This is a genomic window from Skermania sp. ID1734, assembly GCF_007489285.1.
Taxonomy (GTDB): domain Bacteria; phylum Actinomycetota; class Actinomycetes; order Mycobacteriales; family Mycobacteriaceae; genus ID1734.
The window spans coordinates 1-26,594 of sequence record NZ_VLIY01000018.1; the positions used below are offsets into that span (position 1 = coordinate 1).

Consider the following 26,594-nt stretch of genomic DNA (forward strand, 5'->3'; position numbering starts at 1 on the left):
ACCCCACCGAGCGGCTCAACCGAGAGATCCGCCGCCGCACCGACGTCGTGGGCATCTTCCCCAACCGAGATGCCATCGTCCGCCTCATCGGCGCCGTCCTTGCCGAGCAGACCGACGAATGGGCCGAAGGACGCCGATACCTCGGACTCGAAGTCCTGGGCCGCTGCCGACTCACCCTGACCACCGACACCGACACCAGCTCGCAGACGGAGGTGACCACTGATGCACTGATGCAACTACCCGCCTGATCACCAACGAAGGATCACAATTCAGTTACACCACTTCTAGGGGCTTGACCCTCGTCGCGGGCCTGGCGGATCTGATCAACCGTGTTCAATTGCGGGCTTCTTTCCTTGAGCGGTTTGGGTGTCTTTCAGTGCGCCGCGCGGCGAGGTCGCCGGGAGGCGTCGGAACGGGCGTGTGATTGAGTGCGCCACTGCGCGCGCTTCTATAAGCGCGCTGGCGCACTGGCGCACTCAAATCACGACCGCGCCCGGCGCACTGGCGGCGCAGTCCGGCGCAGTGGCGCACTAGGTGATCGGTGGTACTCACTCGCCACCGCCACGGCACTCCAAGTGAGCGCCCTCGGTACCGATCAGCGGCCCGCCACACACACGGCACGGTGACGCGATCCGATGCAGCTTGGCACCGCGTGGTCCGGTATCGACGGCAACAAGTCCGCGACCGATCGCGAGCTTCAATCCCGACCGCACCGCCTTGCGCGGATGCGGTGTATCGGTCAGCGACTCCTCGACCTGACGGCCGGACATCGGCTCGGTGCCGATGAGCGTCTTGACCACATCGACGAGAGCGTCCTCGGCTGCCTGATCGGTTCGGTTACCCGACGCGTATGTGAGCCGGCGGCTGCTCTGCTCGTATTCGAGCCGGCCTTCGGCAACCGACACATCTCGGCCGAACGCCGAGAAGTACCGGGGCGATCCTTCGCGGTCGGGATCTTCGCGAACGAGTTTCCAGTTCGCGTCGGGCCAGTCCAGCAGCCGCGAATCGCCGCGGGAGCGTTCGCCACCGTGACCCATGTGATGCACCACCGCGGCCTCACCGATTCCCGCATCGTTCAAAAGTTCATCGAACGCAACGAGGAACCGGCCCGCGTCGCGGCGCTCATCGAGCCCTAGAGCGTCCAGAACGGGCCGGAGGCAGTCCAAGATCAGGTAATTGGTTCCGGTGAGCGCAGCGGCCCACTGGGCGCGTGTTTCGGCGTTGAGAATGTCGAACGCTGAAACCTTGCCTCGCAGCGAACACACGTGGACCCGGCCGGCGTTGACGACGCCCTGATCCCTGAGCCATCGACGTAGATCCCGCGGACTCAGCTCGTCATCGAGCAATGCGACGCGACCGACTGTTTCGACGGGGAACTTGCCGAGGAACGGGTCGCCGTCGACGAGGCACCGAATCAGGTTGCCGATGACAGTGGTTTTCCCGGACTTGTATTGGGCTGCAACGATTACGCGCGCATCGACCGCTTGCAACTGGTCGACGCGATACCGCACCAGCTCGTCGGGTTCATCGAGGAACCGGTCGAGCCGCGCGAAGGCTGGCAGCTCGACCGCCTGGCGCTGTTCTTCGCTCCAGCGTTTGTCCGCCTCGGCGCGAGCGCGTTTGGCGAGTAGGTGCCGGTCGACTTCTGCCTCGAACCGGGCCGCTGTCGAGTCGTCGGGCAACGTCGGCAGCGGAACATCGGCGTAGGGGTCGGCGCCGTTGATTGCAGCGTCTTCGATTGTGCTGTAGTCGGTTCCGTACTCGATCACTCGGCATCGCCTCGCAGACAGGCAAGCCGTTTCCAGTGTTCACCGATCGCTTGCGTGTGGTCGCGCACGTAGGGCCACAGGTCGCGCTCGGGCATCTCATCCGCGGCCGTGAGTCCTTCGGCCAGCGCGGTAATTCGGCGCCGATATGATTGCGCCACAACAGCAGTCGCGTACTGACGCAGCATCAGCGGATCTGCGCCGCTGGTTGCTGCGTCTGTGAGCTTTTTCGCCAGCAGCTTGCCGCGGTCGCCGGCTAATGCGCCGTCGGCGAGCAGCTGGTCAGCGACGAGCGCCGGGCCGACGACGCCGGCGGTCGCCAGCGTGCCGGCCGCCTCGAGCAGTCGACGCAACCAGGGATCGGCAACGTCGCTGGCGTGCGCCGCTTTGAGCGCCGCGCGGGCCTGGTCGATGGTGGCGTGCAGGACGCCGCCGACCAGCAGCATCTCGGCGCTGGGATTCTGCTTGCCGATCGGACGATGCGCGGTCATCGGTGAGTCACCGCCTCGACGTGAGCGGCGCAGCGTGGACCGACATGGCGGGCAACGGATTTACGAGCTGTGAGCTCGCGACCACAGATCCGGCACCGCACAGCCGCACACGTGCAGGGGTCACGCCGGGCGACAGATGCCGCGGCTTGCGGCGTGGGCGTCGCGCCTTCGGTGCCGTCGATGGCGTGGCCGCTAGACTCAACGGCAGATCCCGTTGCCTGGTGATCGTCTCGGGCCGCCCCAGTTCGCCGGCTGGGGCGGTTTCTTATTTCGGTCACGCGGCGTCACCGCCAGTCTGCAAGCCGCCGTTGCGTCGCGTGTCGGAGTTGGCCTTGCGAATGCGGCGCGCCTGCGCTGACTTCAACGCCAGTCGGGCGAAATACGCTTTACGGGCGTGCTCGGCACGCTTGGCGCGTTCGGCGGGGTCAAGGATGCCGTCCGGGTCGACCTGCTGCTCGAAGCGGTCCAGCGCGGCCTTACGGGCGTTGGCGGTACGCGCAGAACGGTCGACGGTTTTCGCCCAGGAATCATGGGCAGCTATTTGGGCTCGCAGGGTGCGCTGGGACGCGGTGAGTGACACGGCTCTTCTCCGGGTAGGGCGAAATCAAGCCCACCGGAGAGCGGGACTTATACGGAGCGTGATGACCGACCGGCTCCGCCCGGACACTCATAAATACTGTCGGTAACCGACCCTAAAGCACAGCGTTTCAGAACGGCAGCAGCGACACGTCAACCACGTGCATCCCGCGTTCGGCGCAGCCCTCGAGCAGCTTCGCTAACGTTTGGCGGCTCATCCTCGTTTCACGGCCGCAACGTCGGCATCTGAATACGTTCTTATCGCCCAGCGGGACCGAGTTTGAGCCTGCGACCCATGCCGTGTAGGGCTCCCACACAATCGCGTCATGCGTCGGAGACTCATCGTCCAGGTGCTCTCCGACAGCCACCAGCTGCCCCTTGCGAAACTGGCCCATACGTAGTTTCCGGTGAGTGCCCTTGCCGGTGCACGACATGTCCACCCACTCCGATCGAGCAGCCTCGCGAATCGGCAGCCGCTCGATTCCGTCGCGGTCGACTTCATCCGAACTCACAAGTCCCCCAAGTTCAACGCGCGGGCCTCTTCCAGCGCCCGGTCTTGCGCGGTGTATTCGGTGTAGCGGTCGAGCATGGCTCGCGTTTTCCATCCGGCCATCGCCATAAGCCCCTGCTCGGAACCACCGGCTTTGAGCCAGCGGGTGGCGGCGGTGCGGCGCAGACGGTGGGAGTGGAAGTCGGCGATGCCGGCAGCGGCGGCGCGGGCCTGCAGCGTCTTGTGCAGCGCCTGGTAGGTGAATCCCTGCGACAGCCCACCGAGCCACAGTTGCGGGCGGTCGGCGTGACGGTGGGCGCGCCGCATGCGCATGTAACGGTCCAGCGCGACGGCTGTGTTGGGGCCGTAGCCGACGACGCGCCCGCGGCCTCCCTTGCCCATGACGATCACGGTTCCCCGGACGAGGTCCACGCCGGACAGTTCCACCGCGAGCGCTTCCCCGGCGCGCAACCCGGTTTCGGCGAGCAAGCGTACGAGGGCCTCGTCGCGGCGGTCGACGAACCGTTTTCCGTTGCACGCCTTGATGAGTGCCTTGAGTTCGTCCTCGGTCAGCGGGGGCCGCACCTTCTGCTCCAGCTTGGGCGGTTTCATCGAAGCCAGCGGGTCAGCGTCGAGTTCGTCCTCGGCGACGAGCCATTTGGCGTACGCGCGCAACGCCCGGAACCGGGCCATGAGGGTGGCATCGGCCTGGTCGAGGTCTTCGTCCAGATGCACCAGAAACCCGCGGACCGTCGGTTTGTCCAGCACCGCGGGGTGGCCGGTGTCGGCACACCACGTCAGGAACAGCCGCACACCGATCAGATAGCTCTCGATCGTCTTGGGGCTCTTGCGTTCGGCGCGCAACGCGAGAACGAAGCTGCTCAGCAATCCCGCGAGGTCTGGATCGGAACAAGTTTTTTCCGCCACAACGGTGGATGTTATCTCGACCGCGAGCGCTGTGCATGTATAGTGTCAGTCGTCGGAACCATGTTTCGGCAGGTCAAACCCACGATAGGACCCTGAGAGCCGTTCGACATATTTGGCGATCACATCGACTTCCAAGTTGACCGAGGTCCCCACCCGCGCCGTGCCCAACGTGGTGAGCTCGCGCGTCGTGGGAATGAGCGAAACCTCGAAGAAATCGCCGCTACCTGCCTCTTCACCAAGCGCAGAGACCGTCAGCGAGATGCCGTCGACGGTGATCGAACCCTTCTCGACGACGTAGCGCGCCAACTGGGCGGGCAGTGAGATCCGCACCACTTCCCAGTTCTCCGAGGGCGTCCGCGACAGGATCCGTCCCGTCCCATCGACGTGGCCTTGCACCAGGTGGCCGCCGAGCCGGCTGTTGAGCGCGGCCGCCCGTTCCAGGTTGACCCGGCCACCGACTACCAATTGTCCGAGACTGGACCGGTTCAGCGTCTCTTGCATGACGTCGGCCGTGAACGAGCCGTCGGCCAGCACGTCGACCACCGTGAGGCAGACGCCGTTGACGGCGATCGAGTCGCCGTGGTTGGCGTCGGACGTGACGAGTGGTCCGCGCACCGTGAAGCGCGCGGCGTCGGCGAGATCTTCCTTGGCGATGACCTCGCCGAGCTCTTCCACTATGCCGGTGAACACTGCTGCGTTACCTTTCCTTCTCGGGTACGAGGCTGAGCATCAGGTCGGGTCCGAGTTCGGTGGTGGCGTCACGCCGGAACCGATGCGCCTGGGCGATGTTCTGCACGCCGGCGCCGATGACCGCGGCCGGTCCGTCGCCGAGCAGCACGGGTGCCAGGTATGCGGTGATGCGGTCGACCAGCTCGGCCCGCAGAAACGCGCCAGCCAACTGCGGGCCGCCCTCGAGCAGGACGTCGGTGTGCTCGCGCAGCGCGTCCAGCACGTCCGCGGTGCTGTGCGTCCGTAGGTGGAGCGTGGGCGCGGACTCATCGAGTATCCGCGCGGTGCGGGGTAATTCACGAAAGCCCACCACTACCCGGGTCGGCTGATGCGGGGCCAGCTCCCCATCGGGCAACCGAGCCGTCAGCCAAGGATCGTCGGTGAGCACCGTGCCCGTTCCGACGATCACGGCGTCGAGTTTGGCACGTTCGGCATGCACATGAGCCCGCGCCTGGTGGCCGGTAATCCATTGACTCGAACCGTCTTCGGCCGCCGAGCGCCCGTCGAGGCTGGCCGCGAACTTCCAGGTGATGTGCGGACGCCCGTTGCGTTGTTTGAACAGCCAGGCGCGCAAGGGGCCACGCGCCACCGCATCGGCACCCAGGCCGGACTGCACGTGAATTCCCGCCGCTGCCAACCGCTTTGCGCCGCCCGCCGCCTGCGGGTGTGGGTCCTCGACGGCGAAGTGAACGGCGACAATCCCCGCCGTCAGGAGCGCCTCCGTGCAGGGCGGGGTGCGCCCGTGGTGGTTGCACGGCTCGAGCGTGACGACGGCGGTTCCGCCGCGCGCCCGCTCCCCCGCGTGGCGCAACGCCATGACCTCGGCGTGCGGGCCGCCCGGCGGCTGGGTCGCGCCCACTCCTGCGACCTCGCCCGCAGCATCGAGGATCACCGCGCCGACCGGCGGGTTCGGGTACGTCGTGCCGCGCACGCTCTCAGCCGCCGCGATGGCAGCATTCATCGCGGCGTCGAGGACGACGGCGGGTATCGGCACGTCGTGAGTCTAGTGGGCGGGTACCGGGGCAAAGACGCGAGCGCCGACGCACTGGACACCGCAAACGCTTCGGTGTTTACGTTGTCGGATGCGCGTCCTGCTCGCTTTTGTCGGTCTGATCGGATTGCTGTGCCCGGCAACCGCCGCCGCCGCCCCGCCCCGCGAGGTAACGCCCGTGGGGGCCGGCTTCTACTGGGGCGTCGCCTCGTCCGGCTACCAATCCGAAGGCTTTGCCCCCGACAGCAATTGGCGCCGCTACGTCGATTCGGGCCACACCCAGGATCCCTACCTCAATTCGGTCGACTTCCTGCATCGCTACCGCGACGACATCACACGGGCAAAGTCGATGGGGGCGAACGTCTACCGGATCAGCGTCGAATGGGCGCGGGTGCAGCCGCAGGCCGGGACCTGGCAAGACGCCGACTTCGCCTTCTACGACAACGTCATTGCCGCCATCCACGACGCCGGGATGCGGCCGATGCTCACCCTCGATCACTGGGTCTTTCCTGGTTGGGAACTCGACCGCGGCGGCTGGCGTAACGCGAACATAGTGACGGACTGGCTGGCCAACGCCCGGCGGGTGGTGGACCGCTACGCCCGGTACCAGCCGCTGTGGGTGACGTTCAACGAACCGGCGTTCTATATCGTCAACGAACTTCGGCTCGGCGACATCGGCGCAGCCGACGCGCCAGCGATGGCCGATCGAATTATCCAGGCCCACAACAGTATCTACGACTACATCCACTCCCGACAGCCAGGTGCCATGGTGACCAGCAATTCGGCGTATGCGACTGGCGTGAACGTGCTGGCCGACATTCCGATCGAGGACCGGATCAGCGTGCGAATGGATTACGTGGGTCTCGACTATTACTACGGCTCGTCGCTGCAGCATCCACCGGTCGCCTCCGCCGATCTGCTCAGCCAGCCGCTCGAACCGGACGGCATGTATTACGCCTTGCGCTACTACGCCCGCAAGTTTCCGGGCAAGCCGCTGTATGTGGTCGAGAACGGGATGCCCACCGACAATGGTCGGCCGCGCACCGACGGCTATGACCGCGCCGACGACCTGCGCGACACCGTCTACTGGTTACAGCGCGCCAAGGCGGACGGCATGAACGTGATCGGCTACAACTACTGGAGCCTCACCGACAACTTCGAATGGGGTAGCTATACACCGCGGTTCGGCCTTTACACGGTCGACGTCCTGACCGACCCGACGCTGCGCCGCCGGCCCACCGATGCTGTCGCTGCGTACCGAGACATCACCGCGCACGGCGGCGTGTCCGCCGACTATCGCCCGACCCGACCGCCCGCGTTCTGCTCGATGGTCGATCCGCCGTCGAGTTGCTTGACACCGGTGCCGCGGTGACTTCGCTCCCCGTCCGCACATTTCGCGGCCCGGTCACGGGACGCGAGGTGTATTGACGGGGAGCGAATCGGTCAGCGGCGCACGCCCCAGCCCACCGCCGCAGCACCGGCGACTCCGACAAGGATCGGCGCGGCGGTGCGAATCGCCTTGCGGGCCAAGGGCGGCTCTGGCCGACCGGGATGCGCATCGAGCGCCATCCGCATCACCTCCCCGAGGTGCAGCGCGGTGACGCCGACACCCGAATCGGAGATCTGCGTCTTGCAGGAGAACCCGTCGGCGACGACGAGGGTGCCGGCCTCCGCATCACGAATTGCCGGCAGCAGGGCCTGCTCACCGCACTCCATGGAGATGTCGTACTTGCCGCCCTCGAAACCCCACGACCCGGCCAGCCCGCAACAGCCGCCCTGGACCGACTGCACCTCGACGCCCATCTGTTCGAGCACGCTTTGATCCGCGTCGACGCCACCGGTTGCCCGCTGGTGACAGTGTCCCCACAAGAGCGCCTTACGGCCAGGCATTTTCGGCGGCTCGATGCCGAACGTCTGGAAGAACTCAGCAAAGTGGTAGGCGTTTCGGGTCAACCGGTCCGCGTCGTCGTCGTGCGGCAGTATCTTGGGCAACTCGTCCTTGAACACCGCCAGGCAACTCGGCTCCAATCCCACGATCGGGGTGCCCGCCCGGACCTCGTCGCGCAACTGGTCGAGCACGTCGCGCAGGTAGCGGCGGGCGACGTCGAGGAAACCGTAGTCGTAGAGCGGTCGCCCACAGCAGATGTGCCCGGTGGGCATCACCACCTGCCAGCCCGCCGCCTCGATCGCTTCGACGCAGGCCACACCGACCTTGGTGTGCAACCGGTTGTTGAAGGTGTCCGGGAAGACGACCACCTTCCGCCCGTGTGGATTCCGAGTGCCCCCACGCTGACGGAACCACTGCTGCAACGTCATCGGCGCAAAGGTTGGCAGCGGCCGTTTACGGTCGATCCCCGCGACAGCCTTCGCCAGCCGGGCCAAACCGGGGGTCTGGGTGGCGAAGTTGGCCAGCTCCGGCATAGCGCTTGCCAGCCGCGCGGCCTGGTCGATGAACCCGAACGCGTAGGCGTACCGGGGTCGCCACCGCCGCCACGATCGGTAGTGGTGGTGCAGGAACTCCGACTTGTAGGTCGGGATGTCGACGTGCACGGGGCAGTCGCTCGTGCAGCCCTTACACGCCAGACACAGATCCAGCGCGTCGGCCACCTCACTCGATTGCCAGCCGTCGGTGATGACCTCGCCGCGCAGCATCTCGAATAGCAGCCGCGCCCGCCCCCGCGTGGAGTGCTTCTCTTCCCTGGTCACCTGATAGCTCGGGCACATCGTCGATTCCGCTTCCGGCACGCGGCATTTCCCCACCCCGACACAGCGCAGCGTGGCATGGGCGAAGTCGTTGTCGTCGTCGGGGTAGGCGAAGGTGACCGCCGGACGAGCCGGGTTGTAGTCGGTGCCGAGCTTGAGGTTCTCGTCGAAGCGATACGGGTCTATCACCTTGCCCGGGTTCATCTTCCAATCCGGATCCCAGATCGCCTTGAATTCCCGCATCGCTTGCAGCAGCCGGGGACTGTACTGCTTGCCGAGCAGTTCGGCGCGCTGCTGGCCGTCTCCGTGCTCGCCCGACATCGACCCGCCATAGGAGGCGACCAGGTCCCCGGCCGCTTCGAGGAACCGCCGATAGGTCCGCAACCCATCCGCATGACGCAGGTCGAAGCTGATGCGCGAATGGATGCAGCCCTGTCCGAGATGCCCATACATGGCGCCGCGCAGCCCGTGGGCGGAATACAGCTGCTGCAAATCCCGCACATAGTCGCCGACGCGTTCGGGCGGCACCGCCGAATCCTCCCAGCCCGGCCAGTGATCACCGCTGTCGGCGGGAAAGGCCGTTGAGCCGAGACCACTTTCGCGAATCGCCCAGAGGTCTTCGCTGTTCCCGCCGTCCTGCTTGCTGCGTGACAACGCAATGCGGTCGGACTCGTATTTCTTTTTGCCCTGCAACCAGTCCACGAACTGCTGCGCTTGCTTCAGCGATTCCTGCCTGTCATCGGCGCCGAATTGGACCATCAGCCAGGCGCCTTCACTGTCATTGCGCGGCAGTTCGTCGATGCCGGTGGCGTTGAGGTTCACCAGTTGCTGGTCGTGGATCAGCAGGTGATCCACGGCCTCGAGCCCGATCGGGCGCCACTTCATGATGTCGGGGACCGCATCACCGGCGGCACCGAGAGTGTCGTACTGAATCACTACGAGGGTGCGATGCAGCATCGCGGGCGTGAGCATCATGGTCGCCGTGAGCGCGACTGCGCACGTGCTTTCGGTGCCGACGAGAGCCCGTGCGACATTGAATCCCTTCTCCGGCAGCAACTCGTCGAGGTTGTAACCGGACACCCGACGCGGCAAATGGTCCACCGACGGGTAACCGGCGCGTATGTCGTCGGCGTACTTGTCGCGCAAATCGCGCAGTGCCGCATAGATTTCACCCTTACGGCCGCCAGCACCGATGATCGCGTCGAGCTTCGATTCCTCGTCGGTACCCACCCAGAACCGATGCCCGTCGTAGGTCACCACCTCGAGGGCATGGGTGTTGTCGGACGTGCGCGGACCGGGTCCGTACAGGTGCGACTGGATGGAGTGCACGCCACAGGAGTTGTTGCCGATGTTGCCCCCGATGGTGCACCGCGAATGCGACGACGGGTCGGGGCCGAACACCAGGTTGTCCTTGCCGGTGACCTTGTTCAGTTGCTCGTTGATGACCCCGGTTTCCACGGTGGCCAGGCGAGCTGCTGGATCGATGTCGATGATCTTGGTCAAATACTTCGAAAAGTCGATCACCACGGCGACATTCACGGTTTCGCCGGACAGACTTGTCCCACCACCGCGGCACAGCACCGGCGCCCGGTAGCGATGACAGGCCTTCATCGTTTCCACGACATCATCGAGCGTCTTGGGCACCACTACCCCGATGGGCACCTGCCGAAAGTTCGACGCGTCGTTGGCGTACATGGCGAGGGTCCCCGCGTCGAAGCGGACCTCGCCAGTGACGTGCCGGCGTAGATCTTTCTCCAGCCCCAGAACGTTGACCTTCTCGACGGCCGCCATCCCGCTGGCGAACCGTAAATCTCCCCGGGCCGGGATGGCCCGCTCGGTAGCCGTCACTCCTCGTCCTCGGAGCGTGACGTAGCCGACTTGATCGACTCGGTGAACTCGTGCATCTTCTGCTTGGCGCCTTTGCGGACGATGCTGGCGCGGTCGGGATCTTTCATTACCGCCTTGGCCGTCTTCTTCGCCTGCATCTTCTTGATGTGCGGCGGAACGGGCGGAATATCGGCATCCACAACCACTTCGAGCACCACCGGTGTCTTCGAGGCGAGCGCCTGGTCCCAGGCGGCCCCAATGGTGTCGGGACTGTCGCACCGGATACCGGTCAGGCCCAACAGCTTCGCATACTCGGCGTAGGGCACGTCCGGAATATATTGGGAACCCTCGAATTTCGGTTCGCCGCCCATGGCGCGCTGCTCCCAGGTGACCTGGTTGAGGTCCTGGTTGTTGAAGACGCAGAAGATCAGCGGCGTGCCGTTGCTGAGCCGGTCCAGGTAACGCTTGACCGTGATCATTTCGGCCATGCCGTTCATCTGGAAAACACCGTCACCGACCATCGCAATCACGGGCCGGTCCGGATGAGCGAGCTTGGCGCTGATCGCGTACGGCGTGCCGGGGCCCATGGTGGCCAGGTTGCCGGCGAGCGAGGCCGCCATGCCCTGGCGCAGCCGCAGGTGCCGAGCCCACCAGTTGGCCACCGACCCCGCGTCCGTGGTCAGAATGGCGTTGTCGGGCAGCCGCTTGGACAGTTCGTGCACCACCAGTTCCGGGTTGAGCGGGTCGGCCTTGTCGTGGGCGCGGTCATCGAGCACCCGCCACCATTCGTTCACCTCTTTTTCGATCTTCTTGCGCCAGGACCGGTCTTCCTTGCGCTGCAACAGCGGGATCAGTTCGCGCAGCGTCTCTTTCGAGTCACCGATCAGGTTGGCTTCCATCGGGTAGCGGGTGCCGATCATGCGGCCGTCGATGTTGATCTCCACGCCCCGGCACTGGCCTTCCTTCGGGAGCCATTCCGCGTACGGGAAGCTGGTGCCGACGAAGAACAGGGTGTCGGCGTCCGACATCATCGCCTCGCTGGAGGTGGAACCCAACAAGCCGATCGGGCCCGTCACGAACGGCAGATCGTCGGGCAGCACCGCCCGTCCCAATGACGACTTCGCGACGCCGGCGCCGAGCAACTCCGCGACCTGCACCACTTCATCGCTGGCGTCGGCGGCGCCCTGGCCGATCACCATGGCCACCCGCTCGCCCTCGTTGAGAATGTCAGCTGCTTTGCGCAATTCCGTCTCCGGCGGAATCATCCGCGGCTTGGTCCAGCCGACGCTCGTGAACACCGCGCCGTGCATGCGGGGCGGCGAGGTTTCCGCCGGCGACATAGCGACGTCCTCGGGCAGGATGATGGTCGCGACGGTCCGGTTGGTTAGCGCCACCTTGCAGGCGCGGTCCACCAGCTGCCGGGCTTGCGCAGGCACCATGCAGGTCTGCACGAAGTCCGAGGACACGTCTTTGTACAGCGTGTTCGGGTCGATCTCCTGCTGGAAGGCCGCGCCGAGCGAGATCCGCTTTTGCTGACCGATGATCGCCACCACCGGCTGGTGATCGAGCTTGGCGTCGTAGAGCCCGTTCAACAGGTGAATGGTGCCGCCGCCGGACGTGGCCAGGCAGCAGCCGATGCCGCCGGTGAACTTGGCGTGGGCGGTCGCCATGAATGCGCCCATTTCCTCGTGGCGCGGCTGAATCAACTCCGGGTCGCCGCCGGCTCGGTCGAGCGCACCCAGCATCGACAGGATGCCGTCACCCGGGTATCCATAGATCCGGTGGATTCCCCACTGGCGGAGGCGTTCCAAAATGAAGTCGGCTGTCTTGGGCATTCGCAAACTCCTTCGAGACACTAAACAGAACAGTCCTACCCACTCGAAGACCGAAGAAACGGTAGGAATGTCTGGCCGGATCCGCGGGTAGACAGCGGGTATGTCCACTCGCAGTACCCAACCGGTTCCGATCGAATCTCTCGACGTCGCTGCGTACGAAATACCCACGGATGCACCGGAATCCGACGGGACGCTGGCGTGGGACTCAACGACAATGGTGGTGGTGTCGGCACACGCCGGCGACCGCACGGGCCTCGGCTACACCTACGCGGGGCCGGGCGCGGCAACGGTGATCAGCAGCAAGCTCGCTGGTGTAGTCACCGGCGAGGACGCGCTGTTTCCGGCGGCGCGTTGGGCGAAGATGCAGCACGCCGTGCGCAATCTGGGCAAACCGGGCTTGGTCGCCACCGCGATATCCGCCGTCGACATCGCGCTGTGGGATCTGCGGGCGCGGCTGCTCGACGAACCGCTGACCGTGGCGCTCGGCGCCGTGCACGACGGCACCCCGGTGTACGGCAGCGGCGGATTCACCTCCTACGACAACGCCACGCTGGCCGCGCAACTCAGCGGCTGGGCGGAGGCCGGGATCCCGCGGGTGAAGATGAAGGTCGGTCGTGATCCCGATGCCGATTCCGGACGTGTCGACGCGGCGCGCAAGGCCATCGGCGATGACGTGCAACTCTTCGTCGACGCCAACGGCGCCTACACGCGCAAGCAGGCACGGTTGTGGGCGCAGCGGTATGCCGACAGCGGCATCGTCTGGTTCGAGGAGCCCGTCAGCTCCGACGACCTCACCGGCCTGCATCAACTCGTCGACTTCGGCCCGCCGGGCCTCGACATCGCTGCCGGCGAGTACGGCTATCACCTGCCCTATTTCCACCAGATGCTCGAGGCCGGCGCCGTCGACTGCCTGCAGGCGGACGTCACCCGGGCGCTCGGGATCACCGGAGTGTTGCGCGTCGCAGCGCTTTGCGACGCGCGGACCATCGATCTGTCGTTGCACTGCGCGCCACAAATCAGCGCACACGTCGGCACCGCCATCTGGCATCTGCGACACCTCGAGTACTTCCACGATCACGTCCGCATCGAGGGGATGGCTTTCGACGGCGTGCTCAGTCCGAAATCCGGGGTGCTGTATCCAGACCACCGGTCGCCGGGCCACGGGCTGACGCTCAAGTCCGGTGATCTCGAGCAGTACCGGGTCGCGTGAATAGGGGCATCTGATGGCCGACAGGAATGACGCAGACCTGATGGCACCGCATGTCTTGCGCGAGTACGCCCTGATCGCCGACGGTGAGCGCGGCGCGCTGATCGGACCGCGCGGGGATGTGGCGTGGATGTGCGCGCCGTCGTGGGATTCCGGCGCCGTGTTCTCCTCGCTGCTCGGCGGTGACGGGGTGTACGTGGTGACGCCGGACACGCCACGTTTCGTGTGGGGCGGCTACTACGAGGAGGGCAGCCTCATCTGGCACAGCCGCTGGATCAGCAGCGACGGTGTCATCGAATGCCGGGAAGCCATGGCCTTTCCCGGGGATCCGCATACCGCGGTGATCCTGCGCCGCATCCTCGCCGTCGACGGCGACGCCCGGGTCCGCGTGCTGCTCGCTCCGCAGTCCGACTTCGGCAAGCACCGGCTGACGAAGCTTTCCCACGAGGATGGCCACTGGACCATGCGGTGCGGGCCGCTGTATCTGCGGTGGACCGGCGTCGAGCGGCCACGGCATACGGCCGGGCGGCTCGAGACCCATATCGACGTGCCCGCCGGCGAGCATCGCGACCTTGTCCTGGAAGTCAGCGACCGCCCGCTGTCGTCGGATCCGGCCGACCCGGGTTCGCTGTGGAATCGCACGGAAAAAGCCTGGGACAGTGAGGTTCCGACCTTGAGCACAACCCTGGCCGAGCGGGATGCGCGGCACGGGTTCGCGGTGCTGCGCGGGCTCAGCGCCAGCACCGGCGCCATGGTGGCGGCGGCCACCACGTCGCTGCCCGAACGCGCCGAAGAGGGCCGCAACTACGACTATCGGTACGCCTGGATTCGCGATCAGTGCTACACCGGGCAAGCCGCCGCGGCCGTCGCGGCATACCCGCTCCTCGACGGCGCGGTTCGGTTCATTTCCGAACGTCTCCTCGACGACGGCCCGAAGCTGATGCCGGCCTATACCGTCGGCGGCGACCGGGTCCCGGACGAATCGAAGGTTCCGTTACCGGGGTACCCGGGCGCCACCGTCACCGTCGGCAATTGGGTCAACAGTCAGTTTCAGTTGGACGCCTTCGGTGAGGCGTTGCTGTTGTTCGCCGCGGCCGCCCGTGCTGACCGACTCGAGCGCGACCACTGGCGTGCCGCCGAGGCGGCGGTGAGTGCGATCGAGGCGCGATGGCGCGAGCCGGACGCAGGTCTGTGGGAGTTGAACAACCGGCGCTGGGCCCATTCCACGCTTATTTGTGCGGCCGGTTTGCGCGCGATCGGCACCGCCGCGCCGTCGGCGCAGTCGGCACGCTGGAATCAGTTGGCCGACACGCTTGTTGCCGACACTGCGAAACGCTGCCTGCATCCGTCGGGCCGCTGGCAACGGGCGCAGGACGACGAGCGAGTCGACGCTTCGCTGTTGCTGGCCGCTATCCGTGGTGCGTTGCCGGCGCAGGATCCGCGCAGTCGCCTCACGCTGGAAGCGGTCCGGCAGGAATTGGCCAGCGACGGCTACCTGTACCGATTCCGCCATGGAAATGTGCCACTGTCGGAGGCCGAGGGCGCCTTTCTACTCTGTGGTTTCTTCATGGCGCTCGCCGAGCATCAGCAAGGCAACGACCGCGAGGCGTTGCGGTGGTTCGAGCGCAACCGTGCTGCGTGTGGCCCGCCCGGGCTGTTCACGGAGGAATTCGACGTGATCCAACGGCAGTTGCGCGGCAACCTGCCGCAGGCCTTTGTGCATGCCTTGCTGCTGGAGTCCGCGCACACTCTCGCTCAATAGTTGTCGGTGGCGCAACTGCGCCGACAAAAGTTCGACGAACAGACGGGATCCGTCTATCCGGGCAACTTTCGTTGGAAAAATTGCGCCAGCACCGGCCTACTCGAGTTCGAAGTACGCCCGCTCGAGGTAGTCGGCCAACTTGCCGTAGCCCTGCTCCGACATGGAGCCGACTACCTTCTGGACCACACCGCGCAAGATCTTCATCATCGACGCCAAGCTCACCTGGATGGTCGTCTTGGTCGTGAAACCGACGCCGAGATCATCGAGTGGACTCACGAAGTGGTAATCGAACGACGCCTTGGTCAGGTCGACGATCACGTCGACCACCTCTTTGCGCGGCACCGACTTCGGGTCCTCCCGGAGGCGCTCGATAAGGCCCCAGAGTCGCTCGGCAAGTTTCGGATCCGCCTCGGCGGCGATGTATACGGCCATCGGTCAACTCCTGGTGTGGATGCCTTCGCCCAATTACCGTAACCGTGGGACACGACAAAATCTGCGTGAATGGCGCGGTTGTATGTTCGCTGCTATGACTGCAGACACGAATCTCGCCGACCTCGAATCCGGCTGCACTGCCGAGGACGCGCTCGCCCTGTTCGATTCCTTGCCTGCGGTGCGGGCCGAGGACATCACCGGGCGCTGGAAAGGCCGCGAGTTGCGCACCGGTCACCCGATGGATGGCATGCTCAGCGCCTCCGGGTGGTACGGCAAGCAGTTCGACGACGTGAATTCCGTTCATCCACTGCTGTTTTCGGCGGGTGACAAGATCTTCGCGGTCGATCCGCGCAAGGTGCCACTCGGGCTGGCCGACAAGCTCGACCCCGGGCTCGTCGAGAAGGGCCAGCGGTTTCTCGGCCTGGTCGAACCGGCATTGCGCACCAGCAAGCCGCGGGCACGGCTGCGCAATCTTGAACATCGCGGGGTGGTAACCGCGGCGATGGTCTACGACCACTTGCCGATCATCGACATCTTCCGACGCGTCGATGACGACACCCTGCTCGGCGTCATGGACCAGCGCGGCATGGACGCGCCCTACTTCTTCATCCTCGCCCGCGACTGAATCGCGCGGGCGTGGTGCCCGACCACCGCTTGAACGCCGTGATGAAGCTCGACGCCTCCGCGTAGCCGAGTCGGACGGCGACGTCGTCGACGCTGAGCGCACCGGTGGCCAGCATTTCCTGCGCGAGCGCGTAGTGCACCTCGTCGAGCAGCTCGCGGAAGGTCACGTGCTCCTCGGTCAGCCGTCGGCGCAGGGTGCGTTCGCTCATGGCCAGCGACTGGGCAACGGTGGTGATGGTGCGCGGTTGGCCGTCGAGACTGACCAGGCGCTCGCGGACCTGGCTGGCCACGCCGATGCGAACGCGGTGCCGATTGACCAGGGCGCGGCACTGGCTCTCGCACATGGCAACCGTGATCGGGTTCGCCTGCGGCAGGCGCCGGTCCAGCATCGCTGCATCGAAGGACGCGGTGTTCTCCGGCTGCTCGTAGGTCGCCGCGACGCCCAAGGCTGGATGGACGCCCTCGGCGCCCTCGGCCGGGAAGGTGAAGGTGACCTCGTCGAAAGGGACTGGACGGCCCAGCAGATCCGCGATCACCGTCGCGATGGCGGCCACGTCACGCTGGACCAGAAAACGCGCAACTGGGCCGGATATGTCCGGCAGCTCGAAACGCAGTGTGGCCGTATGGCCTTCGACCAAGACCTGGGGCAGACAGAACGCGAACGAAAGCTCGTAGTAGCGCATCGCGAACCGCGTTGCCTCGCCTAGCGTCGGGCTGGTCAGGCACGCATAGCCGAAGATGCCGAAGGTGGCGACTCGGTACCTCGCGCCGGCATCGAGCCCGAGTTGTGGGTTGCTGCCGAGCTTGTTGACCAGGTTGGTGGCCACGCCCAGTTCTTGGCGGGCATTGATAGTTCGTGCCGGGTCGCCGAGGTCGGCGGGTCGCAGGCCCGTTCCGGCGATCAGTTCGGCCACGTCCATGCCGTTCTCGGCGGCGTAATCGGCCAGCAGCATCACGCTCGCGGTGTTCCGCGGAAAGTCCCAGTGACGCGCGGAGGCGGCAGCGAACAGGGACATGCCCTCGATTATGGCCGGAATTATCAATTTTGCTGGCCGCGATCGTCTCCCCTTTTTAGCGGCGGGGGTCGATAGTTGCACTATGACTTCGATCGCAATCATCGGGACAGGCTTCGGTGGCTTGGGAGCCGCCATCGAGCTGAAACAGGCCGGGTATGACGACGTGACGATCTTCGAGCGCGCCGACGACGTGGGCGGCGTGTGGCGGGAGAACACCTACCCAGGGGCGGCGTGCGACGTGCCGTCGCCGTACTACTCGTTTTCCTTCGAGCCGAATCCGCGCTGGCCGCGGCGCTTCTCCCCGCAGCCGGCGATCCTGGACTACCTGCGCGACGTGACCGCCAAGTACGACCTGAAGCGGCACATCCGGTTCAACACTTCCGTCTCCGGCGCCGACTACGACGAGAGCACTCGACGCTGGACCGTGCACACCAGCGGCGGCGACGTCGAGGCCGACGTGGTGATCTCGGCGGTAGGTCAGCTGTCTCGCCCGTCGTGGCCGAACATCAAGGGTCGGGAGACGTTCGAGGGTGCGTCGTTCCATTCCGCGTTGTGGGACCACAGCGTCGATTTGACCGGCAAACGCGTCGCAGTCATTGGCACCGGCGCCAGCGCGATCCAATTCGTGCCCGAGATCCAACCGCAGGTGGCCAAGCTGTCGCTGTTCCAGCGCACCCCGCCCTACATCGTGCCGCGCCCGGACACCGAGTTTTCGCCACTGCACCATCGCGTGTTCTCGGCGCTGCCGGTCACGCAGTTGACCGAACGGCTGGCCTGGTTCGGCGTCACCGAGACGATGGGCGTGGCGTTTCTCTACAGCAAGCCGCTGGCGAAGGCGTTGACTGCGTTGTCGCGCCGGCACATGCGCAAGCAGGTTCCCGATCCCGAGTTGCGGGCCAAGCTGTGGCCGAGCTACCCGGTGGGGTGCAAGCGAATCCTGTTCTCCAGCAACTACCTCCCTGCACTCACCGAACCCAACGTCGAGGTCATCACCGACGGCATCAGCGAAATCACCGCCACCGGTGTCCGCACCAACGACGGCATGCTGCACGAGGTGGACGTCATTATTTACGGAACAGGCTTCACCGCAAGCGATTTCCTTGCTCCACTGCAGATCCGGGGCGTCGGCGGCCAGGATCTGCGCGAGCAGTGGACCGACGGCGCTCGCGCCTACCTCGGCATGAGCGTGCCCGACTTCCCGAACTTCTTCATCATGTACGGGCCGAACACCAACCTCGGCTCCGGCTCGATCGTCACCATGCTGGAAAGTCAGGCCAGCTACATCCGCAAGGCCATCGATCATGCGCGCGACGCCGGACCCATCTCCGTACGCGCCGACGTCGCCGAGGAGTTCGACCGCGACACCCAGGGCCGACTGTCCGGCAGCGTCTGGTCGATGTGCAGCAGCTGGTACCGCAACGCCAGCGGGCGCGTCGCCGCCAACTGGCCGGGCACCGTCACCGAATACCGTTTGCGCACCGCCCGTTTCAACGAGAAGGACTACGAGGTCGCCTGAGAATGACTGAATTCGACTACGACGTCGTCATCATCGGTTCCGGATTCGGCGGCAGCGTCGCGGCGCTGCGGCTCACCGAAAAAGGTTACCGGGTGGGCGTGCTCGAATCCGGCCGACGCTGGAATCCGGAGGACATCCCGAGGTCCAACTGGAATGTCCGCAAATCTATTTGGGCGCCGAAGCTCGGATTGACAGGCCCGCAACGCATCAGTCTGCTCGGGAAGTGCGCCGTGTTCAGCGGCGCAGCGGTAGGCGGCGGGTCGATCCTCTACGGCAACACGCTCTACGAACCGCTCGAGCCCTTCTATCACGACCCGGCGTGGGCGCACATCACCGACTGGAAGACTGAGCTGGCGCCGTATTACGACCAAGCGAAGCGCATGCTGGGCGTGGGGCCCAACCCGCGCATGACCGCGGTCGACCAGGTCATCCGGGAGGTGGCCGAGGACTTGGGGAAAGGCGACACCTTCCACACCACCCAGGTAGGCGTCTTCTTCAACGAAGGCCGCGAGGGTGAGGAGGTGGACGACCCCTACTTCGGGGGCGCCGGTCCGCGGCGCGCCGGCTGCGTGCATTGTTCCAGCTGCTTCACCGGTTGCGTCCACAACGCCAAGAACACAACGACTTTGAATTACCTCTATCTTGCCGAGCAGGCCGGCGCCCACGTGCATCCACTGACCACGGTGACGCGGGTCCGTCCCCTCGACAGCGGCGGGTACGGGATCGAGACGCGCCGCTCGAACGGGAAGTTGCGTCCCGGTAAGCGCACTTTCACCGCCGAGCAGGTGGTGTTTGCGGCCGCGGCGCTGGGCACTCAGAAGCTGCTGCACAAGCTGCGCGCCGACGGGACGCTGCCGAATCTCTCACCGCGGCTTGGCGAATTGACCCGCAGCAATTCCGAGGCGATCGTTCCGGTGACCAGTCGCAACCGTACCGACTTCGCCGAGGGCGTCGCCATCACCTCATCCATTCACCCGGAGCCGAACACGCACGTCGAGGTGTGCCATTACGGCAAGAAGCAGAATGCGCTGTTTCTGCAGACGGTCCCGATGGTCGACGGCGGGGCATTTCGCTTTCTGCGTTTCCTACTCGCAATCGTGGCGCACCCGTTGGTCTTTCTGCGAACCCAGAACCCGAGGCGGGCGTCGGAAAAGAGTGTGATCCTGTTGGTGATGCAATCGCTGGACAACTCGCTCACGTCGTACCTGCGCGCCGGTCACCTGACCACCAAGCAGGGCACGGGCGAACCGAATCCCACCTGGATTCCGTTGGCACACAAGATCGCGCGCAGCTTTGCCCGCAAGGTCGACGGTGACGCGCAGATGATCTTCACCGATATCTTCAACATTCCGGCCACCGCGCACTACATCGGCGGCTGCACCATTGCGGCGTCCCCCGACCAGGGCGTAATCGACCCCTACCAGCGAGTGTTCGGCCACCCCGGTCTGCACATCGCCGACGGGTCCGCAATTACCGCCAACCTCGGCGTGAACCCTTCACTGACCATCACGGCGCAGGCGGAGCGGGCAATGTCGTTCTGGCCCAACAAGGGTGAGCCGGACCCGCGGCCGCCGCTCGGCGCGGGGTATCGGTCGGTGGAGCCGGTGATGCCGGTTTCGCCGACCGTTCCGGCGAGTGCCTGGGGCGCCCTTCGAATTTCGGCTGGAGGGGCGATGAACGAGAATCGTCCGTTCATCGCGGCCGACCGGGTGCGGGTGTCCCGCAAAACACTGGAGGTGCGGTGAACGAGAATCGTGCGTTCATCGGTGCCGACCGGGTGCGGGTGTCCCGCAAAACACAGGAGGCGCGATGAACGAGAATCGTCCGTTCATCGCGGCCGACCGGGTGCGGGTGTCCCGCAAAACACAGGAGGCAAGGTGAACGACCTCATCTACAACCGCCGCGGCGACGGACCGCCTTTGGTGCTGATCCACGGCATCGGCAGCCGTTGGCAAGTGTGGGAGCCGGTTTTGGACAGGCTGGCGCAGCGCTACGACGTCATCGCCGTCGACCTACCCGGCTTTGGAGCGTCACCGGTCGATCCGTCGGTGCGGATCGGCGTGGACGGCTACGCGGACCGAATCGCCACGTTCATGGCCGATTTGGGTCTGGAGGGTGCGCACGTGGTGGGCAACTCCATGGGTGGCGGCATCGCGATCGAGCTCGGAAGACGTGGCGTCGCCGGTCAGGTGACCGCCTTCTCCCCCGTCGGATTCTGGTCACCGCTCGAAAGAAAGTACGGCCAAAGCTTCTTCCGGGTCGCTCGGTCGAGTCTGCGCAGGATGCGCGGATCGCTGCCGAAAGTCGTCGCCACCCGTGCGGGGCGGATCGCGTTGGCCGGCGTGCTCTTCGGCCACCCGACCCGGCTCGACCCGGAGGTCCTCCTCGACGACGTCAACGGTCTGCTCGACGCCCCGAGTTTCGATGAGGCACTGAAAGCTTTCGACCACTACGACATTCGGGACCCACACCAGGACTGGGGTATGTTGCCCCAGATTCCGGTCACCGTCGCCTGGGGCACACGCGATGCATTGCTGATCTCCCGGACACAGTCGGCGCGGGCGCGCCGCGCGATGCCGTTCGCCCGTCATGTTTCACTGCCGACATCGGGGCATGTTCCGTTCAACGACGACCCGGTGCGGTGCGTGGAGGTGGTTGGCTAAGCGGCTGCCATCGCCGCAACTGCTTCAACGAAAGTTGGCTGCAGCGACGGGTTTCCGTCTGGAAGCTGGAGTTTCGTTGGCACAGTTGCGCTACCATGGCATGCTCGGCCGTGTGCCGATCCTCGACCCCACCGCGCTGTACCGACTCCGTGACAGCATCTACGCCGCGGACTTCCTGATCGCCGCCGTGACCGAATTCGACCTGTTCACCTGGCTTTCCCAGCGCGGCTGGGTCAAGGTGGCGGACATGGCTGTCGAGTTAGGCCTCACGGCACGACCGCTTGATGTGCTGCTGACCTACTGCGCCGCCTTGGGGCTGGTCGACCGCGACATCGCCGGCGACCGAGTGCACATAACCGAGCTGGCTCGGCAGCATTTGGTTGCCGGATCGGCGTATGACCTACGCGCCTACTACGGTTCGCTCGCCGAACGCCCAGCCGTCGCCGAGCTGGTGCACGTGCTGCGCACCGATGAGCAGGCGGCGTGGGCGAGCTCGCACGGACATGACGATTGGTCCGGCAGGCTTTCCGACGTCGATTTTGCCCGGTCTATCACCGCGGCGATGGATGCTCGTAGCGCGTTTCTCGGACCCGCGCTCGCGCATGCAATCTCCGACATTCCGGTGTCCGCGCTGCTCGACATCGGTGGCAGTTCCGGCAGTTACGCGCGGGCGATCATCGAAAGTCGTCCCAACGCCAAAGCCTCCGTGTTCGAGCGAGCACCGGTGGACGCGGCGGCGCGGACACTCTTGCGCGAGAGCGGTTGGGACAAGCGAATCTCGGTGGTCACCGGCGACATGTTCGCCGATCCGCTGCCCTCCGGTCACGACGCGCATCTCTATTCGCAGGTGCTGCATGACTGGGCTGCCGAACAGGTCGAGCACCTGCTTGCCTCGTCATATGCAGCCTTACCCGCCGGTGGCTGGCTGATCGATCACGACACGCACCTCAACGCGGACAAGCGTGGGCCGCTGCCGGTGGCGGAATACTCGGTGCTGCTGATGCATTCGACGCGCGGGAAATGTTGGTCGACGGCAGAGTTGGCTGAGATGGCCGAGCGGGTCGGATTCGTCGATGTTTCACATCGGACGACCGTGTGTGACCGGGGAGTGCTGCTCGCACGCAAACCGTAGCCGGCAAGCGCAACTGGTGTAACGAAAGTCGGCGTCAGCGACGGGATTCCGTCTGCGAACGCGCATAGTGTTGGAACAGTTGCGGTAACCCGATCAGACAGCGAGCCCGTCGTACCAGTCCCGCTGTCAGCTACCCAGCGTCAGGTGCTTCGACGCTGCTGCCGCCTGACGCCGGAGCTTGCGCACGGCCTCGCCCGGGTCGGCCGCGTTGTAGACCGCCGAGCCGGCCACAAAGCAGTCCACGCCGGCCTCCGCAGCCTCCTCGATGGTGTCGTCGTTGATCCCGCCGTCGATCTCGACCACCAGGGTCAGCTCGCCGGAGTCGACGAGCTTGCGCACCTTTCGCGCCTTGTCGAGCACGTGCGGAATGAATGACTGGCCCCCGAATCCGGGCTCCACGCTCATCACCAGCAGGGTGTCGAACTCGCGCAGGATTTCCAGGTACGGCTCGATCGGGGTGTTCGGCTTCACGCTCAGTCCCGCCTTGGCCCCGGCCGCGCGGATGTCGCGACCCACGCGCACCGGATCGTCGGTGGCCTCGGCGTGAAACGTCACGTTGTAGGCGCCGGCCTCGGCATACGGCGGAGCCCAGCGATCGGGATTGTCGATCATCAAGTGGCAGTCGAGCGGAATGTCAGTGGCCTTCAACAGGCTATCGACCACCGGCAGGCCGATGGTGAGGTTCGGCACGAAGTGCGCGTCCATCACGTCGACATGCAACCAGTCGGAGCCCTCCACGGCGCGCGCCTCGTCGGCGAGCCGGGCAAAGTCTGCAGAAAGGATCGAGGGGGCGATCATCGGCGTGTGCACAACCGCGAAGTCTAGTCGGCGCGGTCCCCCGGCCCGAGCCGACGGTGAAACAGGCCCAGTGCCAGCCTCAGGCACTGGTCGGCCAACTCTGGGTCGTAGCGCGGGCCCTCGTCGCGAATGAACGCGTGCTGTCCGTTGACCTCGTGCCAGGTGAAGTCCACTCCCGCATCCTCCATCGCCGCGTGGATGAGCTGGCGTCCTTCGAGCGGAATGTGCGGATCTTGCCGACCCCAGATCATCAGCACCTCGCCGCCGATCTCGCCCATTCGATCCAGGGTGTCGTCGTTGCGGCCCTTGCCGAGCGATCGAGTGTGAATGTCGGTGGCATAGAAGCACACCCCCGCCCGCACATCGGGATTCATCGCCGCACGAAACGCCAGATGGCCACCTATGCAGATACCGAACACCCCGAGTTCACCGGTGCACGCCTCATGGCCGGCAAGAAAATCCAGCGCAGCACGGGAATCCGCGTCGTAGGAGGCCAACTCCTTGGTGATCTTGTGCGCGTTGCCCCGCTCGGCGCCGGGGCCGTCGTAGGCGAGCACCACGCCCGGGCCGTCCTCGAGTTCGTGGAAAATCTCCGGCACGGCGACGATGTAACCGTGCCCGGCGATCCATTGCGCGATCCGCCACACCGGACCGGTGACCTGAAAGATCTCGGAGTACAACACGATTCCCGGATACCGCCCGGGGGCCTTCGGCCGCAGCACGTATGTCCGCATGGTGCCGAAGGGTGTGGTCAGGTCGGCGTGCTCCGCGGACTCGATGATCATGCTCGCGCAGCCTACCGCCGGTCAGTGCCTTAGTGCTGCCAAAAACATCGCATCGGTGCCGTGCCGATGCGGCCACAGCTGCGCCGACGGGCCGTCGCCGACGTCATCGACCTCCGGCAGCAACGAGCGAGTGTCCAACTGTTCGGCCCCGAACCGGCGCACGGCGTCGGCTACCACGCCCACCGTTTCCGAAAGGTGCGGCGAGCACGTCGAATACAGCACTACCCCGCCAGGTCGTACCAATTGCAGCGCGGCGCCGAGCAGTTCGCGCTGCAGTCGAACCAGCTCGCCGACATCGGACGGCGTTCTGCGCCAACGCGCCTCGGGCCGCCGCCGCAACGCGCCGAGGCCGGTGCACGGCGCGTCGACAAGCACCCGGTCATACCCGGGCGTCAGTCCCGAAGCCCGACCGTCCACCTGATGGACCCGAACGGGCAAATCCCGGGTCGACTTGCGCACCAATTCGGCGCGATGTTCGGCGGGTTCGACCGCGTCGACCACCGCCCCCTCGATATCGGCCAGCGCCCCGAGCAGCGCCGCCTTGCCGCCCGGCCCCGCGCACAAGTCCAGCCAGCGTCCGCCGTCGGCGCCCGAGACAGGCGCCAACGTCAGCGCTCGGGCAACCAGTTGACTGCCCTCGTCCTGCACGCCGGCGAGCCCGTCGCGAACCGCATCGAGTCGCCCTGGATCGCCACCGTCGAGGTACACCGCGTAGGGCGAGTAACGCCCGTGGACTCCCCCGGTCGCCAGCGCCAACTCCTCTGCCGTGATCACCCCGGGCCGGGCAACGAGGTGGACCAGCGGACGGGCGTCGTCGGCGGCGAGCAGCTCGGCCAACTCCGCGGAGCGAGCGCCCAAGGCGTCGGCGAACGACTGCGCAATCCAGGTCGGATGCGCGTGCTGAAAGGCCAGCCGCCCAAGTGGGTCAGCGGGAGCGAGCTCGCCAACCCACTGGTCGAGCGATCGTTCACCGACCCGCCGCAGCACCGCATTGACGAAACCCGCCTTGCCGCCGCCGGACTCGGCACGCGCGAGATCAACCGAGGTGGACACCGCGGCATGCGCTCCGATCCGGGTGCGCAGCAATTGGTATGCGCCGAGGCGCAACACGTCGAGCAACGGCCCATCGATATCGGCAACCGGCCGCCCCGCGCACGAACTGATCACCGAGTCCAACTGGCCCTGGGTGCGGCAGGCACCGTAGGCGAGCTCGGTCGCCAACGCCGCATCGCGGCCGGAGATTCCACGCTCCCGCAAGAGCTTGGGCAGCACGAGGTTTGCGTACGCATCGCGCTCACGGACGGCACGCAGCACGTCGCGGGCGGCGATGCGCGGATCGTTGGGGGCGATGGGCTTCGTGGCGGACTTCGGCTGTGACGACCTTCGGCGCGGCGGCTTGCTCACTGCAGCACCGTTCCCGGTTCGAGCCGAGCGCCGCGCGCCCAGTCCAACGCGGCCATCGCCTTCTTGCCTTGCGGTTGTACCTGCTGCAGCCGAACCGCCTTGGTCGCGGTGCCGACGTATACGCCGTCCTTGCGCACCTCGACGGCCCCGGGCTGTGCTGTTTCCTCGACCGCCACGACCGGTCCGACCTTGAGCCGCAGGCCATCCAGCGTTGTCCATGCCCCCGGCGCGGGTGTCACCGAGCGAATATGACGGTCGACCGCCAGCGCCGGATGGTGCCAATTCACCCGCGCCGCTTCGACAGTCACCTTGGGTGCATAGGACACCCCCGCCGACGATTGCGGAACCGGCTGTACCGCACCGGCTTCCAGCGCGTCCAGGCTCGACTCGAGCAGCACGGCCCCGCTGATCGAAAGCCGGGCCAGCAGTTCACCCGCCGTGTCGGTCGGCTTGATCCGCTCCGTCATCGTCCCGAGCACCGGGCCGGTGTCGAGCCCTTCTTCGATGAGAAATGTAGAGGCTCCGGTGATTTCATCACCAGCATTGATCGCCGCCTGCACCGGCGCGGCGCCGCGCCAAGCCGGCAACAACGAAAAATGGAGGTTCACCCAGCCGTGCCGCGGCACCTCGAGCACAGTCTTCGGCAGCAGCGCACCATAGGCGACCACGGGGCAGCACTCCGGCGCGAGCGCAACGAGGCGGCCCAGAAACTCTGGTTCGCGCGCGCTGCGCGGCGTCAACACCTCGATGCCGTGTTGATCGGCGAGGGCACCGACCGGTGACCGGGTAACGCGGCGGCCGCGGCCGGCTACCGCATCCGGTCGGGTTACCACCGCGACGACCTCGTGACGCGGCGACGCGATCAACCGCTCGAGCGATGGCACGGCCGGTTCTGGAGTGCCCGCGAAAATGACGCGCAC

At 65.9% G+C, this 26,594-nt stretch carries 24 protein-coding genes; 9 read left to right on the top strand and 15 right to left on the bottom strand.

Annotation, left to right across the window (positions count from 1 at the left end):
- A partial coding sequence (locus tag FOS14_RS19980; RefSeq protein WP_185981611.1) for a transposase occupies positions 1-248 on the top strand: 248 nt, incomplete at its 5' end.
- Between the two features lie 300 nt (positions 249-548).
- Here FOS14_RS19980 and FOS14_RS19985 read toward each other — a convergent pair.
- From FOS14_RS19985 to ribD, 7 genes are all read right to left on the bottom strand, one after another.
- Positions 549-1,769: an AAA family ATPase gene (locus FOS14_RS19985; RefSeq protein ID WP_185981857.1), complete on the bottom strand. Its 1,221-nt coding sequence runs from the start codon at positions 1,767-1,769 to the stop codon at positions 549-551.
- A complete protein-coding gene (locus tag FOS14_RS19990) occupies positions 1,766-2,257 on the bottom strand; it encodes a hypothetical protein (protein WP_143772591.1) in 492 nt (163 codons plus the stop codon). The genes FOS14_RS19985 and FOS14_RS19990 overlap by 4 nt, the downstream gene beginning before the upstream one ends.
- On the bottom strand, positions 2,254-2,535 hold the full coding sequence (locus FOS14_RS25570; RefSeq protein WP_221936746.1) for a DUF6011 domain-containing protein: 282 nt from the start codon (positions 2,533-2,535) through the stop codon (positions 2,254-2,256). The genes FOS14_RS19990 and FOS14_RS25570 overlap by 4 nt, the downstream gene beginning before the upstream one ends.
- Positions 2,532-2,837 carry a hypothetical protein gene (locus FOS14_RS19995; RefSeq protein WP_255450470.1) on the bottom strand — a complete coding sequence of 102 codons (306 nt, stop codon included), beginning with the start codon at positions 2,835-2,837 and terminating at the stop codon, positions 2,532-2,534. The genes FOS14_RS25570 and FOS14_RS19995 overlap by 4 nt, the downstream gene beginning before the upstream one ends.
- A 504-nt stretch (positions 2,838-3,341) precedes the next feature.
- Complete coding sequence (locus FOS14_RS20000; RefSeq protein WP_143772592.1) at positions 3,342-4,250, bottom strand: tyrosine-type recombinase/integrase; 909 nt, start codon at positions 4,248-4,250, stop codon at positions 3,342-3,344.
- 45 nt (positions 4,251-4,295) lie between these two features.
- Positions 4,296-4,940, bottom strand: coding sequence for a riboflavin synthase (locus FOS14_RS20005; RefSeq protein WP_143772593.1), 645 nt, complete (start codon positions 4,938-4,940; stop codon positions 4,296-4,298).
- Positions 4,941-4,947: 7 nt separating this feature from the next.
- Complete coding sequence (gene ribD / locus FOS14_RS20010; protein WP_143772677.1) at positions 4,948-5,940, bottom strand: bifunctional diaminohydroxyphosphoribosylaminopyrimidine deaminase/5-amino-6-(5-phosphoribosylamino)uracil reductase RibD; 993 nt, start codon at positions 5,938-5,940, stop codon at positions 4,948-4,950.
- A gap of 121 nt (positions 5,941-6,061) precedes the next feature.
- Here ribD and FOS14_RS20015 point away from each other — a divergent pair, with 121 nt between their 5' ends.
- Complete coding sequence (locus tag FOS14_RS20015; RefSeq protein WP_143772594.1) at positions 6,062-7,342, top strand: family 1 glycosylhydrolase; 1,281 nt, start codon at positions 6,062-6,064, stop codon at positions 7,340-7,342.
- A gap of 71 nt (positions 7,343-7,413) precedes the next feature.
- Here FOS14_RS20015 and FOS14_RS20020 read toward each other — a convergent pair whose 3' ends face one another.
- Both FOS14_RS20020 and FOS14_RS20025 read right to left on the bottom strand, forming a co-directional pair.
- Positions 7,414-10,521 (bottom strand): FAD-binding and (Fe-S)-binding domain-containing protein, encoded by a 3,108-nt coding sequence (locus FOS14_RS20020; RefSeq protein WP_255450471.1) that lies wholly within the window; start codon positions 10,519-10,521, stop codon positions 7,414-7,416.
- A complete protein-coding gene (locus tag FOS14_RS20025; RefSeq protein ID WP_143772595.1) occupies positions 10,518-12,335 on the bottom strand; it encodes a thiamine pyrophosphate-requiring protein in 1,818 nt (605 codons plus the stop codon). Before FOS14_RS20025 ends, FOS14_RS20020 begins: the two co-directional genes overlap by 4 nt.
- Before the next feature lie 100 nt (positions 12,336-12,435).
- Between FOS14_RS20025 and FOS14_RS20030 the strand changes: the two genes are divergently transcribed.
- Together FOS14_RS20030 and FOS14_RS20035 are read left to right on the top strand one after the other, a co-directional pair.
- Positions 12,436-13,545 carry an enolase C-terminal domain-like protein gene (locus tag FOS14_RS20030; RefSeq protein WP_143772596.1) on the top strand — a complete coding sequence of 370 codons (1,110 nt, stop codon included), beginning with the start codon at positions 12,436-12,438 and terminating at the stop codon, positions 13,543-13,545.
- Positions 13,546-13,558: 13 nt separating this feature from the next.
- The gene (locus FOS14_RS20035; RefSeq protein ID WP_143772597.1) at positions 13,559-15,304 is read left to right on the top strand and encodes a glycoside hydrolase family 15 protein; all 1,746 of its coding nucleotides are present in this window, start codon (positions 13,559-13,561) and stop codon (positions 15,302-15,304) included.
- Positions 15,305-15,400: 96 nt separating this feature from the next.
- On the opposite strand, the gene FOS14_RS20040 is transcribed toward FOS14_RS20035, so the two are convergent.
- Positions 15,401-15,736: a hypothetical protein gene (locus tag FOS14_RS20040; protein WP_143772598.1), complete on the bottom strand. Its 336-nt coding sequence runs from the start codon at positions 15,734-15,736 to the stop codon at positions 15,401-15,403.
- A gap of 94 nt (positions 15,737-15,830) precedes the next feature.
- Between FOS14_RS20040 and FOS14_RS20045 the strand changes: the two genes are divergently transcribed.
- The gene (locus FOS14_RS20045; protein ID WP_143772599.1) at positions 15,831-16,361 is read left to right on the top strand and encodes a DUF4334 domain-containing protein; all 531 of its coding nucleotides are present in this window, start codon (positions 15,831-15,833) and stop codon (positions 16,359-16,361) included.
- Here FOS14_RS20045 and FOS14_RS20050 read toward each other — a convergent pair.
- Positions 16,342-17,376, bottom strand: coding sequence for an AraC family transcriptional regulator (locus FOS14_RS20050; RefSeq protein ID WP_143772600.1), 1,035 nt, complete (start codon positions 17,374-17,376; stop codon positions 16,342-16,344). The genes FOS14_RS20045 and FOS14_RS20050 overlap by 20 nt on opposite strands.
- Before the next feature lie 82 nt (positions 17,377-17,458).
- Here FOS14_RS20050 and FOS14_RS20055 point away from each other — a divergent pair, with 82 nt between their 5' ends.
- The 4 genes from FOS14_RS20055 (at position 17,459) to FOS14_RS20070 (ending at position 22,687) form a co-directional block, all read left to right on the top strand.
- Positions 17,459-18,892, top strand: a complete 1,434-nt coding sequence (locus FOS14_RS20055; RefSeq protein WP_143772601.1) for an NAD(P)/FAD-dependent oxidoreductase — start codon at positions 17,459-17,461, stop codon at positions 18,890-18,892.
- A 2-nt stretch (positions 18,893-18,894) separates the two neighbouring features.
- Positions 18,895-20,637, top strand: coding sequence for a GMC oxidoreductase (locus FOS14_RS20060; RefSeq protein ID WP_143772602.1), 1,743 nt, complete (start codon positions 18,895-18,897; stop codon positions 20,635-20,637).
- Positions 20,638-20,769: 132 nt separating this feature from the next.
- Positions 20,770-21,555 carry an alpha/beta fold hydrolase gene (locus FOS14_RS20065; protein ID WP_143772603.1) on the top strand — a complete coding sequence of 262 codons (786 nt, stop codon included), beginning with the start codon at positions 20,770-20,772 and terminating at the stop codon, positions 21,553-21,555.
- A 112-nt stretch (positions 21,556-21,667) separates the two neighbouring features.
- A complete protein-coding gene (locus FOS14_RS20070) occupies positions 21,668-22,687 on the top strand; it encodes a methyltransferase (RefSeq protein WP_185981858.1) in 1,020 nt (339 codons plus the stop codon).
- Between the two features lie 126 nt (positions 22,688-22,813).
- On the opposite strand, the gene rpe is transcribed toward FOS14_RS20070, so the two are convergent.
- Genes rpe through fmt form a run of 4 tightly spaced genes read right to left on the bottom strand, consistent with a single transcriptional unit; the run spans position 22,814 to position 26,594 of the window.
- Entirely contained in the window at positions 22,814-23,485 is a 672-nt protein-coding gene (gene rpe, locus FOS14_RS20075; protein ID WP_143772679.1) for a ribulose-phosphate 3-epimerase, read from the bottom strand.
- Positions 23,486-23,508: 23 nt separating this feature from the next.
- Positions 23,509-24,270, bottom strand: a complete 762-nt coding sequence (locus FOS14_RS20080; RefSeq protein ID WP_143772605.1) for a dienelactone hydrolase family protein — start codon at positions 24,268-24,270, stop codon at positions 23,509-23,511.
- Positions 24,271-24,291: 21 nt separating this feature from the next.
- Entirely contained in the window at positions 24,292-25,620 is a 1,329-nt protein-coding gene (locus tag FOS14_RS20085) for an RsmB/NOP family class I SAM-dependent RNA methyltransferase (protein WP_370512273.1), read from the bottom strand.
- Positions 25,621-25,670: 50 nt separating this feature from the next.
- On the bottom strand, positions 25,671-26,594 hold the full coding sequence (gene fmt / locus FOS14_RS20090; protein WP_143772606.1) for a methionyl-tRNA formyltransferase: 924 nt from the start codon (positions 26,592-26,594) through the stop codon (positions 25,671-25,673).

Bases quoted from the DNA above. Each gene is read 5' to 3' on its own strand.
- FOS14_RS19990 (WP_143772591.1), bottom strand. From the start codon at position 2,257: ATGACCGCGCATCGTCCGATCGGCAAGCAGAATCCCAGCGCCGAGATG.
- FOS14_RS20030 (WP_143772596.1), top strand. From the start codon at position 12,436: ATGTCCACTCGCAGTACCCAACCGGTTCCGATCGAATCTCTCGACGTC.
- FOS14_RS20055 (WP_143772601.1), top strand. From the start codon at position 17,459: ATGACTTCGATCGCAATCATCGGGACAGGCTTCGGTGGCTTGGGAGCC.
- FOS14_RS20080 (WP_143772605.1), bottom strand. From the start codon at position 24,270: ATGATCATCGAGTCCGCGGAGCACGCCGACCTGACCACACCCTTCGGC.
- FOS14_RS20060 (WP_143772602.1), top strand. From the start codon at position 18,895: ATGACTGAATTCGACTACGACGTCGTCATCATCGGTTCCGGATTCGGC.
- FOS14_RS20040 (WP_143772598.1), bottom strand. From the start codon at position 15,736: ATGGCCGTATACATCGCCGCCGAGGCGGATCCGAAACTTGCCGAGCGA.
- rpe (WP_143772679.1), bottom strand. From the start codon at position 23,485: ATGATCGCCCCCTCGATCCTTTCTGCAGACTTTGCCCGGCTCGCCGAC.
- ribD (WP_143772677.1), bottom strand. From the start codon at position 5,940: ATGAATGCTGCCATCGCGGCGGCTGAGAGCGTGCGCGGCACGACGTAC.
- FOS14_RS20025 (WP_143772595.1), bottom strand. From the start codon at position 12,335: ATGCCCAAGACAGCCGACTTCATTTTGGAACGCCTCCGCCAGTGGGGA.
- FOS14_RS20050 (WP_143772600.1), bottom strand. From the start codon at position 17,376: ATGTCCCTGTTCGCTGCCGCCTCCGCGCGTCACTGGGACTTTCCGCGG.
- FOS14_RS20015 (WP_143772594.1), top strand. From the start codon at position 6,062: ATGCGCGTCCTGCTCGCTTTTGTCGGTCTGATCGGATTGCTGTGCCCG.
- FOS14_RS20045 (WP_143772599.1), top strand. From the start codon at position 15,831: ATGACTGCAGACACGAATCTCGCCGACCTCGAATCCGGCTGCACTGCC.
- FOS14_RS20035 (WP_143772597.1), top strand. From the start codon at position 13,559: ATGGCCGACAGGAATGACGCAGACCTGATGGCACCGCATGTCTTGCGC.